General features: G+C 67.0%; 11 protein-coding genes. 8 read left to right on the forward strand and 3 right to left on the reverse strand.

Going from position 1 to position 14,932, the window contains the following annotated elements; all coding sequences use genetic code 11:
- Nucleotides 1-219: 219 nt before the first annotated feature.
- The 8 genes from ACQ4W4_RS05150 to ACQ4W4_RS05185 all read left to right on the forward strand — a co-directional run bounded on the left by ACQ4W4_RS05150 (nt 220) and on the right by ACQ4W4_RS05185 (nt 9,628).
- On the forward strand, nt 220-2,481 hold the full coding sequence (locus ACQ4W4_RS05150; RefSeq protein WP_436541027.1) for a TonB-dependent siderophore receptor: 2,262 nt from the start codon (nt 220-222) through the stop codon (nt 2,479-2,481).
- 50 nt (nt 2,482-2,531) lie between these two features.
- Complete coding sequence (locus tag ACQ4W4_RS05155) at nt 2,532-3,278, forward strand: DUF4198 domain-containing protein (RefSeq protein WP_436541028.1); 747 nt, start codon at nt 2,532-2,534, stop codon at nt 3,276-3,278.
- Nucleotides 3,279-3,280: 2 nt separating this feature from the next.
- A complete protein-coding gene (locus ACQ4W4_RS05160; RefSeq protein WP_436541029.1) occupies nt 3,281-3,628 on the forward strand; it encodes a DUF3649 domain-containing protein in 348 nt (115 codons plus the stop codon).
- The gene (locus tag ACQ4W4_RS05165) at nt 3,625-5,244 is read left to right on the forward strand and encodes a PepSY-associated TM helix domain-containing protein (protein ID WP_436541030.1); all 1,620 of its coding nucleotides are present in this window, start codon (nt 3,625-3,627) and stop codon (nt 5,242-5,244) included. The genes ACQ4W4_RS05160 and ACQ4W4_RS05165 overlap by 4 nt, the downstream gene beginning before the upstream one ends.
- Nucleotides 5,244-5,597: a DUF3325 domain-containing protein gene (locus ACQ4W4_RS05170; RefSeq protein ID WP_436541124.1), complete on the forward strand. Its 354-nt coding sequence runs from the start codon at nt 5,244-5,246 to the stop codon at nt 5,595-5,597. The genes ACQ4W4_RS05165 and ACQ4W4_RS05170 overlap by 1 nt, the downstream gene beginning before the upstream one ends.
- Before the next feature lie 11 nt (nt 5,598-5,608).
- Nucleotides 5,609-6,151 (forward strand): sigma-70 family RNA polymerase sigma factor, encoded by a 543-nt coding sequence (locus tag ACQ4W4_RS05175; RefSeq protein WP_436541031.1) that lies wholly within the window; start codon nt 5,609-5,611, stop codon nt 6,149-6,151.
- Nucleotides 6,148-7,101 carry a FecR domain-containing protein gene (locus ACQ4W4_RS05180; protein ID WP_436541032.1) on the forward strand — a complete coding sequence of 318 codons (954 nt, stop codon included), beginning with the start codon at nt 6,148-6,150 and terminating at the stop codon, nt 7,099-7,101. The genes ACQ4W4_RS05175 and ACQ4W4_RS05180 overlap by 4 nt, the downstream gene beginning before the upstream one ends.
- Nucleotides 7,102-7,180: 79 nt before the next feature.
- Nucleotides 7,181-9,628, forward strand: coding sequence for a TonB-dependent siderophore receptor (locus ACQ4W4_RS05185; protein WP_436541033.1), 2,448 nt, complete (start codon nt 7,181-7,183; stop codon nt 9,626-9,628).
- Here the strand turns inward: ACQ4W4_RS05185 and ACQ4W4_RS05190 are convergent.
- The 3 genes from ACQ4W4_RS05190 to xylB all read right to left on the reverse strand — a co-directional run bounded on the left by ACQ4W4_RS05190 (nt 9,619) and on the right by xylB (nt 14,932).
- On the reverse strand, nt 9,619-11,433 hold the full coding sequence (locus tag ACQ4W4_RS05190; RefSeq protein ID WP_436541034.1) for a putative bifunctional diguanylate cyclase/phosphodiesterase: 1,815 nt from the start codon (nt 11,431-11,433) through the stop codon (nt 9,619-9,621). The genes ACQ4W4_RS05185 and ACQ4W4_RS05190 overlap by 10 nt on opposite strands.
- A gap of 168 nt (nt 11,434-11,601) precedes the next feature.
- Entirely contained in the window at nt 11,602-13,230 is a 1,629-nt protein-coding gene (locus tag ACQ4W4_RS05195; RefSeq protein ID WP_436541035.1) for a methyl-accepting chemotaxis protein, read from the reverse strand.
- Nucleotides 13,231-13,456: 226 nt separating this feature from the next.
- Complete coding sequence (gene xylB / locus ACQ4W4_RS05200) at nt 13,457-14,932, reverse strand: xylulokinase (RefSeq protein WP_436541036.1); 1,476 nt, start codon at nt 14,930-14,932, stop codon at nt 13,457-13,459.

Here is a 14,932-nt window from a genome sequence, read left to right on the forward strand (position 1 = left end):
GCGTTTACAACATCGTACTCTTGCATGTCTCACAACCCCGTACTATAATAAGAATAGTTCTCATTCACATTTGCAATTCCCACCCGAGTCTGCGCACAGTCGCCGACCGATGCGCGGCTGGATGACATGCTGCGCCAGCCAGGCACCACCGCCAAGCAAGCCTCCCATACCAAAAACGCCAGCCGCCCGACGGCGGGCACACGAGAAGAAGGATGTTTCATGGCGCGAGCAGTTTCGCTGGCCGGCATGGTGGCCGGCCTGTTTTTCCCAACCGTTGGCCAAACCGCCCTGCGTCCGCTGGCCGCCGCCGTGCAGGCGGCATTGCTGGCGGCGACGCTGGGCGCCGGCACGGCCCTGGCCGCCGATACGCCCGCCAAGCCAGAGGAAGCCACCCTGAGCGAAATCAAGGTGCTGAGCCAGCAAGACCAGGCTTCGACCGAGCACACGGGTTCCTACACCACCAGACAGATGGCCACGGCCACGCGCATGGGCCTGTCGATGCGCGAAACGCCGCAATCGATTTCCGTGGTGACGCGCCAGCGCATGGACGACATGGGTTTGAACAGCCTGGCCGAGGTGCTGGTGCAGTCGACGGGCGTGACGGTGCAGGAAAACGACAGCGAACGCACGAACTTTTCGGCACGCGGCTTTTCCATCGGCAATTACCAGATCGACGGCGTGGCCGTCAATTCCGGATCGAACGCGCTGTTCGACACGGCCATCTATGACCGCATCGAAATCGTGCGCGGCGCGACGGGCCTGGTCAGCGGCAATGGCGACCCGTCGGCCACCATCAACATGCTGCACAAGCGTCCCGGAAAGGAATTTTCCGCCTCGGCCGGCCTGACCGTCGCTTCCTGGAGCAAGGTCCGGCTCGAAGGCGACATCAGCGCGCCGCTGAACGCCGATGGCAGCATCCGCGGGCGCATCGTCGTGGCCGGCCAGAACCGCCATTCCTACATGGACCTGTACAAGGAACGCAAGCTGGCGGGCGCCGTCATCGTCGAGGCGGACCTGACGCCGGACACCTTGCTGACGGCCGGCATCGACTATCAAAAGAACACGCCGAAAGGCACGAGCTGGGGCACCACGCCCCTGTTCTTCTCGGACGGCACGCCGGCCAACATGCCCCGCTCGTTCAACATGGCGGCCAAGTGGAGCAGCTGGGAGCGCGAGTTCCAAAACAGCTATGTCTATCTCGAACACCGCTTCGCCAACGACTGGAAGCTCAAGGCCGCCTACGGACGCCTCGACAGCTCCTCGAACGGCAAGCTGTTCTACGGCGGCAGCGGCTATCCGAAGCGCGACGGCAGCGGCCTGGAAGTCTGGAGCGGCGCCTTCCCCTACGAGGAAAAACAGGACAACTTCGACCTGTCGGCCAATGGCGCCTTCCCCCTGTTCGGCCGCCGGCACGACCTGGTGCTGGGCGTGAACGGCTGGAAGCGCACCGGCACGACGAATGAAACCTTGCTGCCCGATCCGCTGCCGTTCGCCACCACCATCCCCGACTTCCGCCACTGGACGGGCGACGTGCCCGAGCCGGCGCTCACGCGCACGGGCGCGCGCGAGGTCGTCACCACCAGACAGTCGGGCGCCTTCATCGCCACCCGCATCAACGTCATGGACAACTTCAAGGTGCTGGCCGGCGCGCGCGTCTCCAGGTGGGAAACGTATAACGACCGCTACGACACCCAGGGCCGTTTCGTCAAGCGCAGCTCCGCGTACAAAACGGACGATGTCGTCACGCCGTACGCGGGCCTGGTGCTCGACGTGAGCAAGAGCACGTCACTGTACGCCAGCTACACGGACCTGTTCAAGCCGCAGAACCTGAAGGACAAGGGCAATGCCTTCCTCGACCCGATCACGGGCAGCAACGTGGAAGCGGGCGTGAAGAGCGAATTTTTCGACGGCGCCGTGAATGCCTCGTTCGCCGTGTATGAAGCGAAGCAGGACAATCTGGGCGAGGAAGATAAGTCGGTGTCGCCGACCTTCGTGCTGCCGGACGGCAGCCGTCCGTATGTCTCTTCGGGCAAGGGCACGAAAAGCAAAGGTTACGAAGCAGAAGTGTCGGGCAGCCCCTTGCGCGGCTGGCAGCTGTTCGCCGGCTATACGCACAGCAAATCGAAGACGGGCAAGGGCGTGGTGACCAACACCATCCAGCCGACCAATATGCTGCGCGTTTCGACCACCTACCGCCTGCCGGGCGAGCTGCAAAATCTCACCGTCGGCGGCGGCTTGAACTGGCAGAGCGACATCTGGACGATGGCCACCCTGCCGAACAAAAGCAAAATCCGCGTCAGCCAGGGCAGCTACGTGCTGGCCAACCTGATGGCGCGCTACCAGATCAGCGCGAAACTGTCGGCCAGCCTGAACGTCAACAACCTGTTCGACAAGACGTATTTCCGCCGCGTGGGCTTCTATAACGGCGGCTATTACGGCGAGCCGCGCAACGTGGCGCTGAACCTGCGCTACCAGTACTGATGCACCACCGGCCGCTTTTTCCACTCACATAACAAGATAAGGGATACACCATGCACCTCACTTCCATCGCGCGCCCCGGCGCCCTCGCCACCGCCCTGCTGGGCGCGGCCCTCGCCTGCGGCAGCGCCAGCGCGCACCAGATCTGGCTGCAGCAGGACGGCAAGGCGGCCAGCGTGTACTTCGGCGAATTCGGCGACAACCTGCGCGAAGCGTCGCCCGGCCTGCTGGACAAGTTCAGCATCAGGAACGTGACGTGGCTGTCGGCCAAGGGCGCGCAGCCGCTGCAGGCCAGCAAGACGGCCGGCGCCTTCCTCCTCAATGGCAAGGCGGGCGCCGGCGAAAGCATCATCGTCGAGGAAAACGAGTACCCGTCGTGGGAAGAGAAGAAGGATGGCAAGACCACGCGCACCGTGTGGGTGCCGGCCGCGCGCCTGATCGCCGACGCCAAGGCGCAGGCGCCCGCGCTGACCCTGGACCTGGTGCCGACCGGCAAACCGGGCCAGTTCCAGGTCAGCTACCAGGGCAAGCCGCTGGCGCAGGCCAAGGTCAACGCCGTGGTGCAATCGGGCTGGGGCAAGGAGGCGTGGAGCGATGCGCAAGGCCTGGTCAGCTTCCCGCTGCCATGGAAGGGAAGCTATGTGCTGGAAGTGCAGCACACGGACAAGACGGCCGGCCAGCGCGGCGCGCAAGCGTATGACAAGGCCATGTTCGTGACCACCCTGAGCCTGGTGCAGCCGCACGGCGTGACGCCGCTGCCGGCCGGCCCGGCCCTGCCGCCGAGCAAGGATCACGACTGACCATGCAAGCGCCAGCCACCACTGAAACGATTGAAAAACCTGCGCGCCTGCGCCTGTCCGCCGACGCGGTGTACCGCCTCGGCGTGGCTTCGCGCAGCGTGGCGGCCATCGTCGGCGGCTACGTGCTGGCCGCGCTGGTCACCATGCTGCTGTCGATGAGCCTGCCCATGGCCCGCTCCGAAGCCGTCATGACGGCCACCCTGCTGTCGTTTGCCATCTACACCTGCGCCGTGATGTGGGTCTTTGCCACGCGCAGCGCCCTGCGCGCCTGGCTGGGTCTCCTGATTCCGGCCGCCGTCATCGCCGCCATCCTGCAGTCGATGGACGCACTATCCTGGAGTCTCGCATGAAAGAAGGTTTCCGCCAGTCGATGGCATGGCTGCACACCTGGTCCGGCCTGCTCGTCTGCTGGATTTTGCTGCTGGTGTTTTGCGCCGGCACGGCCAGCTACTACCGCAATGAAATCACCTTGTGGATGCAGCCCGAACTGCACGGCGCCGCCTCCGGTCAGGTGAGCACCGAGGAAGCGGCCAAGGTCGCGCAGCAGGCGATGCAGGAGCGGGCCGAAGGCGCCACGCGCTGGTTCATCAGCCTGCCCGGCGAGCGCAGCCCTGCCACGCAACTGGGCTGGAGCAAGCCATCGAAGCCCGGCGAAAAGAAGCGCGGACGACGCGGTAATTTTCATAGCGAAAAAGCCGATCCGGCCACGGGCCAGGTGCTGTCCAAGCCGCGCGACACGCGGGGCGGCGAATTCCTCTACCGCCTGCACTTCGACCTGCACTACATGCCGGCCATCTGGGCCCGCTGGATCGTGGGTTTCTGCGCCATGTTCATGTTCGTCTCCATCATCAGCGGCATCGTCACGCACAAGCGCATCTTCAAGGACCTGTTTACCTTCCGGCCGAAAAAGGGCCAGCGCTCGTGGCTCGACGCGCACAATGTGACGGCCGTGCTGGCCCTGCCCTACCACATCATGATCACCTACACAGGCCTGGTCACCCTGATGTTCCTGTACATGCCGTCCGGCGCCACGGCCGCCTACAAGGGCGACCAGGACGCCTTCTTCGCCGAAGCGTTTCCCGGCCGCTCGGGCGACAGCAAGCCGGCCGGCGTGGCCGCGCCGCTGACGCCGATCGCGCCGCTCGTGCGCCAGGCGGAACTGCAGTGGGGCGGCAAGGTCGAGCGCATCTCCGTCAATCATCCGGGCGACACCAACGCCACCATCACGCTGACGCGCGCCGGCGGACGCGATATGTCGTCGAAGCAGCCGTCGATGGAATTTGACGGCGTGTCCGGCAAGCTGCTGTCGACCGACGGCGAGGCGCAGCCTGGCGCGGCCGCCACGCACGGCGTGATGGTCGGCCTGCACGTCGCGCATTTCAGCGGACCGCTGCTGCGCGCCCTGTTCTTCCTGTCAGGCCTGGCCGGCTGCGCCATGGTCGCCACGGGCGCCCTGCTGTGGGCCGTCAAGACGCGCCAGAAACAGGCCAAGGCGCTGGCCGCCGGCAAGCGCGCCAGCTTCGGCCTGCGCCTGGTCGAGGCGCTCAACATCGGCGCCATCGCCGGCATCCCGATCGCCTTCGGCGCCTACTTCTGGGCCAACCGCCTGCTGCCGGTGGCGATGGAAGACCGGCCGCAAGAGGAAATCGCCTGCTTCTTCGGCGCCTGGGCCCTGGCCGCCATCATCGCCCAGCTGCGCCCGTCGCGCGCCATGTGGCGCATGCAGCTGGCCGCCGGCGCCTTCCTGCTGGCGGCGCTGCCCGTGCTGAACGTCTTCACGAGCGATGCGCACCTGGGCGTGACCCTGTTCCTGGGTCGCGGCCCCGTGGCGGTGGCCGCCTTCGACCTGGTGGTGCTGGTGCTGGGCCTGGGCCTCGCGTATGCGGCGTTCAAATTGAAACCGCTGCCCGCGAAGGCGGTCCGGGCGGCGCCGGCAAAACCGGCGCAGACGATGGAGGCCGCGTGATGGAACTGCTGTCGAACTTCCTCGTCTTCGCCCTGTGCTATGCGGGCCTGTCCTCGCTGTGCCTGGCCATGGACCGCCACTATGCCGACCTGCACGGGCGCGGCGCCGAACCGCCCGCGCCGCTGCGCCGCCGCCTGCAATGGGCCGGGTCGCTGGCGCTGGCGGCCGGCCTGGCCTGGGCCATGCACATCGCCGGCGGCGGCTATGGCCTCGTCTACTGGGTCGGCAGCCTGACGGGCTGCGGCTTGCTGCTGATCTGGCTGCTGCCGTATGCGCCGCACCAGGCCATGCGCCTGGCGCGCGTCATCGGCGGCGCGGCCGTACTGGCCGCCGTCGCGCTGGCGGTACTGTAGCTATCGTGGCCATGCCAGACAGTCCGTTCGCGCCCTCCTCCCTGCTGCCCACGCAGCTGGAAAGCCATTACCGCGCACACCACGGCTGGCTGGCACACTGGCTGCAGCGACGCCTGGGCAATGCTTTCGATGCGGCCGACCTGATGCAGGATACCTTCGCGCGCCTGCTGGCCGGCGCGCCAGTGCAGCCGCACACGCCGGCCCTGCGCGCGCCGAAGGCTTACCTGGCGACCATCGCCAAACACCTGCTGATCAACCACCTGCGCCGCCAGTCGCTGGAACGCGCATGGCTGGCCGCGCTGGCCGCCCTGCCCGAACACCATGCCCCGTCGACCGAGCGGCGCGCGGAAATCCTGCAGGCGCTGCAAGCGGTCGACGCCATGCTCGACGGCCTGAAACCGAAGGTGCGCGCCGTCTTCATCCTGGCGCAGATCGAAGGCCATGCCTACGCGGACATCGCCGTGCAGCTGGGCATCGGCGAGCGCTCCGTGAAGCGCTACATGGCCGAGGCGCTGACCGAATGCGTGCTGCTGGCGCCGGACTTGCTGCCATGAGCACCGCCGCTCCGCCATCGCCTCCGCTGTCGCGCAAGGTGGCGCGCCAGGCCGTCGAATGGTATTTGTTGGAGCAATCGGGCCAGGCCACGCCGGAAGACCTGGCGGCATCGGCCCAATGGCGCGCGCGCGACCCGGAACATGCGCGCGCCTGGCACAGGGTGCAGCAGGTGAGCCGGACGGCCGGCCTGCTGCCGCCGGATCTGGCCGTGCCAGTGCTGCGCCGGCCGCAGCGCCGCGTGGCCGTGCAAGTGCTGCTGGCGCTGATGGCGGCGCCCGCCGCCTGGCTGCTGGCGCGCCACGACGTGCTGGCCGATTACCGCAGCGGCGTGGGCGAACGGCGCGAGATATCCTTGCCCGATGGCGGCACCCTGGTGCTCAACACGGACAGCGCCGTCGATGTGGCGTATGGCGCCGCCGAACGCCGGCTGACCCTGCGCCGCGGCGAAGTGCTGGTGCAGACGCGCCCCGATCATGCGGGCAGCCGCCCTTTCATCGTCGCCACCTGCCATGGCCGCATCCGTGCGCTGGGCACGCGCTTCACCGTGCGCGTCGACGACGACAGCAGCCGCGTGACGGTACTTGAACACGCGGTGGAAATCACGCCGCGCGCGCCCTCGGCCACCGTGCGCACGGTGACTAAGGGCCAGCACAGCCGCTTCGACGCCAACCACACCGGTCTGCCCACGCCGGCGCCGCTGCAAGCCGATGCATGGGCACGCGGCATGCTGGCGGCGCAGGACATGCGTCTCGATGCGTTCGCCTTTGAACTGTCACGCTACCGCCCCGGCCTGTTGCGCGTGGAGCCGCAAGTGGCGGGCTTGCGCCTGTCGGGCGCCTTCCAGCTCGACGACACGGACGCCGTGCTGGAAAGCCTGGCGCGCATGCTGCCCGTCGACGTGCTGTACCGCACGCCGTACTGGGTCACCCTCACGGCCCGCAAAAAATAGTTTATAAAAGTTGGCCCTTTTTTTCACCATGGCCTGTCCTGTTGGTATTGCAACGACACTCCACCGGAAAGGCCAGACCATGCATCCACCCCGTTTGACTCCCCTCGCGCGCGCCATCGGCAGCGCCGTGATCCTGCTGTCGCTGGCGCAGGCGCCGGCCATGGCAGCCGAAGCCGCCGCGCCGGCCGCCGCGCAAACAGTCTTTAACGTGCCGGCCGGCGAGCTGTCCGCCGCCATCGCCAGCTTTGCCATCGAAGCAAGAGTGAGCGTAGGCGCGGCGGCCGAACTGCTGCAAGGCGTACGCACGCCGGGCTTGAGCGGCAGCTACACGGTGCCGCAGGCACTGGCCCGCCTACTGGCCGGCACGGGCCTCGAGGCACTGCCCAGCGGGGAACGCAGCTACGTGCTGCGCAAGGCAGGCACTGCATCGCTCGGCGCGCCGATCGCAGCCACCCTGGATGAAGTGGCCGTCAGCTCCAGCGCCCTGCGCGACGGTACCACGGAAGGCAAGCGCGGCTACGCGGGCCTGACCAGCGCCACGCGCCTGAACCTGTCGCTGCGCGAAACGCCGCAGGCCGTCAGCGTCATCACGCGCCAGCAGATCGACGACCAGGGTTTGCGCACCTTGCAGGACGTGCTGGTGCAAGCGCCCGGCATCACGGTCGACCATTCCTCGAGCACGCGCGAATACGACCAGGTGTTTTCACGCGGCTTCGAAGTGACGTCGTACATGTTCGACGGCATCCCGACCAGCAAGAACCTGGAAGCGCGCACCTTCGACATGGCCATCTACGACCGGGTCGAAGTCATCCGCGGCGCCACGGGGCTGATCAGCGGCACGGGCAGCCCGTCGGCCGCCGTCAACCTGGTGCGCAAGCGTCCGGGCCGCAGCTTTGCCGCCACGGCCGGCGCGCAGCTCGGTTCATGGGACCGCTATCGCATCGAAGGCGACGTCTCGACGCCATTGACGATGGACGGCAAGGTGCGCGCGCGCATCGTCGCCGCGCATGAAGACCAGCACTCGTTCATCGACCGCTACCGGCAGAAGAAAGACGTACTGTATGCCATCGTCGAAGCGGACCTGACGCCATCGACGGTGCTCGGCGCTGGCGTCAACTACCAGAAGGAAAAGCTCAAGGGCGCAGGACGCGAGTTCCCCATCTTCTACAGCGACGGCTCGCAGACCCGCTTCCCCCGCTCGATGAACGGCACGGCCGCGTGGAGCACATATGAGCGCGAACAGAGCATGCTGTTCGCCACGCTCGACCACTACTTCGCCAACGACTGGATCGCCAAGCTGGCCGTGAGCCGTAGCAGCAACCAGTACGACGCCTTGCAGGGCTTTTCCGGCAATGGCTACCCGGACCGCGTGACGGGTGGCGGCATGCGGCTGTGGCTGGCCAACTGGCACAGCAAGCCGCAACAAACCTCGCTCGATGCCTATGTCAGCGGCCCGTTCCAGGCCTTCGGCCGCCAGCATGAACTGGTGCTGGGCGTGAGCGCCTCCGAACTCAAGACGAATAGCCCTATCTACCCGGGCTGGCGCCTCGATGGCTACAACCATACGGTGCCGGATATCCACGCCTGGAATGGCGCCATGCCGGTGCCCGACTACAGCGGCACGCGCCTGGGCAGTTCGTACGACAAGGAACGGGAAAGCGGCCTGTATTCGACCCTCCGCCTGCGCCCGACGGACGCGCTGTCGGTGATCCTGGGCGCGCGCCTGTCGTACTGGAAGCGCGACATCCGCAGCGATTATGTCAATGACACGGACCTGTACGACGCGATGCGCGAACACGGCAAGATCACGCCGTATGCGGGCCTCGTCTACGACCTGGGCCGGCATTGGTCGGCCTACGCCAGCTACACCAGCATCTTCACGCCGCAAAGCCAGCGCGACGCCAACAGCCGCTTCCTGGCGCCGCTGGAAGGCAAGAACTACGAAATGGGCGCCAAGGGCGAATTTTTCGGCGGCAAGCTTACCGCCAGCGCAGCCCTCTTCCAGTTGAAGCAGGAAAACCTGGCCGAAGCCGATCCGGGCAATGTCTGGATCATCGGCACGGGCGGCGGCTCCTACGCCTACCATACGGTCAAGGGTGCTACCACGCGCGGCTTCGAAGCGGAATTGTCGGGCCAGTTGCGCCCCGACTGGCAGCTGACGGCCAGCTATGCCCACAGCCGCATCCGCAATGCGGCAGGCGCGCGCATCCAGACCAACCAGCCGCAGAACATGGCCAAGCTTTGGACCACCTGGCGCCTGGCGCCAGGCGTGCCTGGCCTGGTGCTGGGCGGCGGCGTGAACTGGCAAAGCGATATTTACATGGACGACCGCGGGCCGAACGGTGAGCGCTTCACGCAGAAGGCATATGCGGTGGCGGGACTGATGGCGCAATATCAGGTCAGCAAGCAGCTGGTGGCGACCCTGAACGTCAACAATGTCTTCGACAAGCGCTACTATTCGACGGGCATGGGCGGCTACTACGGCGATCCGCGCAACGCCATGCTGTCGCTGCGTTATCAGTTCTGAATGACGTCACTACTTTTGAGCAGCACATGGATGCCTTCGGGCGCCATGGCGCGGCCGAGAAAATAGCCAAACGCCTCGTCGCAGCCCATTTCGGCCAGCAGTTCCAGCTGCGCGCCGCTTTCCACACCGCCGGCGATGGTGCGCAGTCCGAGCGTGCGCGCCATCGCCACGATGGCGCGCACCATGGCGCCATCGCCGCCCGGCTTGTCCAGGTCGTCAATGAAACACTTTTCGATCTTCACGGCATCCGTGGGAAAGCGTTTCAGGTAAGTGAGCGAAGCGTCGCCCGTGCCGAAATCGCTGATGGCAATCGCCATGCCCAGCTGGCGGAACTGGCGCAGTATCAGCTCGCAGTTCTGGTTGCTGTCGATCAGGATGCCGGCGGCGATTTCCAGTTCGATGCAATGGCCCGGCACGCCGGCCGCCTCCAGCGCGGCGGCGAAATTGCGCGCGATATCGCGCTGGTAGAACTGGCGCGCCGACAGGCTGACGGACACCGTCAGCATCTGCCCCTGCGCAATCCAGATGCGCGCCTGCTCCACGGCCGTGGCCAGCACCCAGGCGCCCACCGGCAGGATCAAGGCGCTTTCTTCCAGCACCGGCAAAAAGTCGAGCGGCATCATCAAGCCCAGTTCCGGATGTTTCCAGCGCAGCAGCGCCTTCACGCCCGTGATCCTGCGCGTCTTCAAGTCCATGCGCGGCTGGTAGTACAACACGAACTCGTTGCGTTCGAGCGCGTGGCGCAGGGCCGTCTCGAGGATGGTGCGCGAATACGACTGCGTCTGCATGCGCGGCGCATAGCGCTGGCAGGTACCGGGGGCGTGGCGCTTGGCCGCATACATGGCCAGGTCGGCCTTTTCGATCAGCGCATTGACGTCGTCGTCGTCGTCCGGATACAGGGCCACGCCCACGCTGGCCGCCACCGACAGGCTGTATTCGCCGATGACAAAGGGCGCGGCGATGGCGGCGACGATCTTTTCCGCCACCCGCTCCGCATCGTGCGCCGTGCGCAGTTCCGTCAGCAGGATGATGAATTCGTCGCCGCCCTGGCGCGCCACCGTATCGACCTTGCGCACGCACTGCTGCACCCGGCGCGCGAACTCCGTCAGCACCTGGTCGCCCACGTCGTGCCCCAGGCTGTCATTGATGGATTTGAAACGGTCGATATCGACGAACAGCACGGCCAGCAAAGCCTGGTGGCGGCGCGCGTAGGCGATGCCGTGCTCGAAGCGGATCTGGAAATGCAGGCGGTTCGGCAGTCCCGTCAAGCCATCGTGGTGGGCGATGAATTCCAGCTGCTGCTCGGCGCGCCGGCGGGCCGACACATCGTGCAGCAGCAGCACCGCGCCGCCCTGCGCCAGCGGCGCGCAGCTGTACTGCACGTCGATGCGCTTGCCGTCGAGATGGCGCAGCAGCACGGCGCCGCGCGCCACTTCCAGCACCTCCTGCCGCGCCACGCAGTCGCGCACCTGGCGCGCCGCATCGATGGGCGTGCCGTCATGGAACAGCGGCAGCAGCCCGGTCACGGGCTGGCCCAGGCCATCGTCGCCCAGCAGCCCGCCCATGGCGCTGGCGCGGGGATTCAGATATTGCACCACGCCGTCGTGGTCGGTGCCGATGACGGCCGCCGGCAAGGCGTACAGCAGCGCCAGCGCATCGGCCATGCGCCGCGCCTGCGCCGCCTGCAGCACCGCGCCGGTCGCATGGCGCATGCGCCACGTGCGCGCCGCGCGCCACTGGCAGGCCAGCAGCACGGCGAGCACCATGGTCAGGGTCAGGCACAGCGCCAGCAGCAGCGCCGTCATGCGTCACCCGGCAGGCGGAAAGGTCGGAACATGGTTTTCCTTTGCAACGCGCGCCATGCGGCCGGGCGCAGATACATGCTGAAAGGAAATAATATAAGAATTTTGGCGCAATACTTGCCTGATCGGGCGCCGCTTGACTGGCATCAAGCGGCGCGTTCCATGCGGGCTTCAGGCCAGCGACAGCGTCCGCGCCAGGGCGGCGCCGGCAGGTAGCGCCGCGCCGGGCGTGCCGTGCAGCTTGAAGACGCTGACGGCGTCGGCCAGACTGGCCGCCTGCTGCTGCAGCGCGTCCGCGGCGGCGGCGGCCTGCTCCACCAGGGCCGCGTTCTGCTGCGTCACGCCATCCATCTGGCTGATGGCGATGCTGATCTGCTCGATGCCGTCGCGCTGTTCCACGCTGGCCACGGCGATCTCGCCGATGATGGCGTTCACGCGCTGCACGCTGCTCACCACCTCATCCATTGTGCGCCCGGCCTGGCCGGCCAGCACGCTGCCCTCTTCCACCGTGCGCACGGATTCGCCGATCAGCTGCTTGATTTCCATGGCCGCCGCGGCCGAGCGGTGCGCCAGGCTGCGCACTTCGCTGGCCACGACGGCGAAGCCGCGTCCCTGCTCGCCCGCGCGCGCCGCTTCCACGGCCGCATTCAGGGCCAGGATATTCGTCTGGAAAGCGATGCCGTCGATGACGGCGATGATGTCGACGATGCGCTTCGAGGAGGCATTGATATGGTTCATGGTCTGCACCACCTGCGCCACGGCCGCGCCGCCGCGCTGCGCCACGTCGGACGCGCCGCCGGCCAGCTGGCGCGCCTGGTCGGCGTTGTCGTTATTCTGCCGCACGGTGGTGGTCAGCTCGATCATCGAGGCGGCCGTTTCTTCCAGCGAACTGGCTTGTTCTTCCGTGCGCGACGACAGGTCCATATTGCCGCTGGCAATTTCACCGGACGCCATGGCGATGGCGTCCGTGCCGACGCGTACCCTGCCGACGATGGCGGCCAGGTTGCCGCTCATCGCTTTCAGCGCACGCAGCAGGTCGCCGATTTCATCGCGGCTGCCGTCGGCCACCACGGCGCGCAGGTCGCCGGCCGCCACTTGCTGGGCGATGCCGACGGCCGCGTCCAGCGGCACCGTGATGCTGCGGATCAGCCACCACACGGTGACGCTGCCGACCACCAGGGTCACCAGCACGGTGACGAGCATGGCGATGCTGGCGCTGCGATGCGCGGCATCATCCTGCTCCTTCATCTGCGCCATCAGGCTGTGCGACTGCTTGCCGATGGCCGCGACGATGGCGTCGATCTGCCGCGTCGGTTCGCGGTCCATGCCCTTGACCAGCGCATCGACCGTGTGGGCGCTGTCGGCGCGCGCGCCATCAAATTTTTGCAGCGCTGCCAGGTAGCTCACACCCAGCGCGTCGTGCGCCTGCAACGCCTGCTCCACGGGCGCCGTGTCGAGTTTTAATGCGCCCATCATCGCCTGCAGGCCTTTCAATTCATTGCGCGTCTGCGCGCCGCTGGCGACGAACGCTTCGCGGTAGCGCTGGAAGGCGGCCGCGTCGCCGCCGCGCAGCAGGATGTTTTTCCACTCTTGCACCTGGATCTTGAATTCCACCTGCGCGCTGCGCGCCGCGTCGACCGCTTCCGTCAGTGCCACGGAGCGCTGCATGGCCTCCGCGCTGCGCGCGCTGGCCGCGTCGAGCGCGCTCCAGCCACGCACGCCGACGAACACCAGCGCAAGAAAGAAGAAGGCGCCCAGCAGACCCAGGCGGACGGAGATTTTCAGATTCGCGAGTTGCATATGTTTCTCCCGGCGGCAAGAACAGGATGGCAACAAAGGCGCCGCCAAATCTATCCAATTCCCACCAAACAGGGAAATCATGCGGCCCGCCCCGCAAAAAACCAAGCGGCGCTTTCGCCAGGGAAACACTTTCAACATAGAAACAACAAATTACACAGGAAGATTGACTGTCTGGCCATATTGACGCGCCCGCGGCATGGTCAGGCCGGCAATCTTGCCGGCCCCGTCAGCGCGTTGCCGCCGCCGCGCCCGCGAATTCTTCGCGCAACAGCGGATACAGACGCCGGTAGCGCGCCAGGCGCTCGTCCAGCACGCCGGACGCCTGCGGCGCCACCGTTTCCTGCACGGCCGGGCGCGTGCACACTTGCGCAGGCGGCAAGCCCGTCGCCGCCATCTGCGCCAGGCGCGCCGCGCCCAGGGTGCCGCCGGCCACGCCGTGGTCGTGGCGCAGCACGTGCAAGCCCGAGGCATTTGCGCACAGCTGGGCCCAGAAGCGGCTGCGCGAACCGCCGCCGACGAACGACGCTTCTTCCAGCTGCGTGCCGGCGCTGCGCAAGGCCGCATTGCCGTCGGCCATGGCAAAGGCCACGCCTTCCATCACGCTGTAGGCCAGCTCGGCGCGCCCGTGTTCCGTCGACAGGCCGAAGAACACGCCGCGCGCGGACGCATCGTTGTGCGGCGTGCGCTCCCCGCTCAAATACGGCAGGAAGACGGGCGCCGTGCGCGCCTCGACATTTTCCGCCAGCGTCACCAATTCGCCGATGTCGTTCGACTGCGTCAGCCGCGCCACCCAGCTGAGGCTGGACGCGGCGCTGAGAATCACGCTCATCTGGTGCCAGCGCTCGGGCAGGCAATGGCAGAACGCGTGCACGCCCTGGCCCGGATTGGGCGCGAAGCCGTCGCTGCCGGCGAACAGCACGCCCGAGGTCCCCAGCGACAGCAGGCCGGCGCCCGGCTCCGCCACGCCCAGGCCGACAGCCGCCGCGGCGTTGTCGCCCGCGCCGCCGGCCAGCACGACCGCGTGCGCGATGCCCCATTCCTGGCACAGCGAGGGGCGCACCTGCGCGGCGGCATGGCTGCCTTCGACCAGGCGCGGCATATGCTCACGCGTGAGGCCGGTGGCCGCCAGCATGCGCTCGGACCAGTCGCGCCTGGCCACGTCCAGCCACAGGGTGCCGGAAGCGTCGGACATATCGGAGACATATTCGCCCGTCAGGCGCAGGGCCACGTAATCCTTGGGCAGCAAGACCTTGGCCGTGGCGCGGAACAGCGATGGCTCGTACTTTTGCAGCCACAGCAGCTTGGGCGCCGTGAAGCCGGGCATGGCCTGGTTGCCCGTGATGGCGCGCGACTCGGGCACCAGCGCCTCGAGTTCCACGCATTCGGCAAAGGCGCGCGTGTCGTTCCACAGGATGGCCGCGCGCAGCACGTGCTGCTGCTTGTCGAGCAGGGTGGCGCCATGCATCTGGCCCGACAGGGCGATGCCGCGCAAGCCGGAAAACGCCACCGGCTGCGCGGCGCGGATGGCGGCGATCACGTCCAGGGTGGCGTGCCACCAGTCTTCGGGATTCTGTTCCGACCAGCCTGGATGGGGGCTCGAGACGCGCAGGGTCACGCCGCTGCTGGCAAGGATGGTCTGCGCGTCATCGGTGAGGATGGCCTTGACTTCGGAAGTGCCGATATCGATACCGAGATAAGTCAT

Origin of the sequence: Janthinobacterium glycogeni, from assembly GCF_051380725.1 — a bacterium.
Classification (GTDB): domain Bacteria; phylum Pseudomonadota; class Gammaproteobacteria; order Burkholderiales; family Burkholderiaceae_D; genus Janthinobacterium.